The following is a 1,425-nucleotide window of genomic DNA, read 5'->3' as shown; positions in this document are numbered from 1 at the left end:
TCGTCTTCCGTGTGCGTCGGGGTGCTGGGGGCGGGGTCACACGTGGCGTGTCCGTGTCGGCTGCCGGGCGGTTGTGACACCACTTCAGTGCATCATCTTTTGACCGTTGGAAAGGACATCATGAGCTCATCGGAGGCTCAGGGATCTCGGCAGGCGCTTCCCCAGGCGGTGGCGTCGGAGGTGGGCACGGTGGTGCCCCGTACTGGTCAGGCTGTGGGTTCGCCGGAGGGGGAGGCGGCTGCTGCGGTCGGTGGAACGGGTCGGGTTCCGTCGGCCGGCGGGGGTGTGGTCTCGTCGGTTTCCGGGTCGGAGTCCGTCTTCCCGCTCGCCGCGGAGGCGGGGGCGGGGGAGGTGGAGGTGGCGGGAGTGGCTGCCACCATTTCTGAAGCGGGGGAGGCGGGGGCGGATGGTTCGGCTGTTGATGTGGGGGAGGCGGAGGCGGGAGAGGCGCCTGAGGGGTTGGCCGAGGTCGCGCCGGCCGTTCCGCCGGGGAGGCCGCACAAGAGTCTGCTGGCCGGGGCGGCCATCGTGGGGGCGGTGTTGATGACCGTGCCGTTCCTGGTGGGTGGGGACGGTGAGGATGTTCATGCGGGTCCGGTCGGTGCGACGCCTGGCACGGTGCTGGGTTCTCCGGGGGACGGAAGTGGCTTTGGTGCCATCCAATCGGCGTCGCCGACCGATGGTGGCAGTCCCGGGGCGAGTCATCCGGTCGGGCATTCCGCGGGATCACACGGTGCCGGGGGCCCGGGAGCGCACTCGTCGGCTTCCGGGAAGACACCGACCCCCCGGCCGACGCCGGGCAGGACTTCGTCCGCCGTCACCGGAGCGACGTCGTCCGGTGGTTCCTCGGCGGCCGCGGGCGTGTCCATCTGGAACCGTGCCTCGGGCCGTTGCATCGATGTCACGGATGCCGGGGGCGATGGTACGCCGCTGCAGATCTGGGACTGCAACGGATTCGCGCGGCAGAGCTGGCGCTTCATGAGTGACGGGACGGTGCGTGCGCTGGGGATGTGCATGGACGTCGCCCGGGGCGGTACCAGCGACGGTGCGGTGGTCCAGCTGGCCACCTGCAGTCATAATCCCGCCCAGCAGTTCCGGCTGAACTCCGCGCATGACCTGGTCAACCCGCAGGCGAACAAGTGCGTCGACGTGAAGGACCGGAAGACCGGTAACGGCACCCGCTTGCAGTTGTGGGACTGCAATGGCCAGGACAACCAGAAGTGGAGCACCGGCTGACCGGTCCTCCACCGGGCAACGCATTGCCCGTACCCCTGCGGCCGTGACGTCCAGCGGCCGGCCCGGCCGACTGCGCAGCGAGCCGACCCCTGCACCTTGGGCGCCGCCAACAAGCGCACAACTGCACGCCCGAACTCGTCGAGTTTGGCAGGAATTCCTCTGGCTGAACCGTTTTCATCCTGAAAAACG

1 protein-coding gene is annotated in these 1,425 nt (G+C 69.1%); it reads left to right on the top strand.

All coding sequences use genetic code 11. From position 1 onward, the window contains the following. The first annotated feature begins 120 nt into the window (after positions 1 to 120). A complete protein-coding gene (locus ACYUED_RS06525; RefSeq protein WP_491294158.1) occupies positions 121 to 1,236 on the top strand; it encodes a ricin-type beta-trefoil lectin domain protein in 1,116 nt (371 codons plus the stop codon). Positions 1,237 to 1,425 lie beyond the last annotated feature (189 nt).

It is taken from the genome of Streptomyces sp. DF42 (assembly GCF_058267695.1).
This window is presented reverse-complemented; position numbering and strand designations above follow the sequence as displayed.

Excerpts from the sequence above, each read along its gene's own strand:
- ACYUED_RS06525 (WP_491294158.1), top strand. The coding sequence starts at position 121 with ATGAGCTCATCGGAGGCTCAGGGATCTCGGCAGGCGCTTCCCCAGGCG.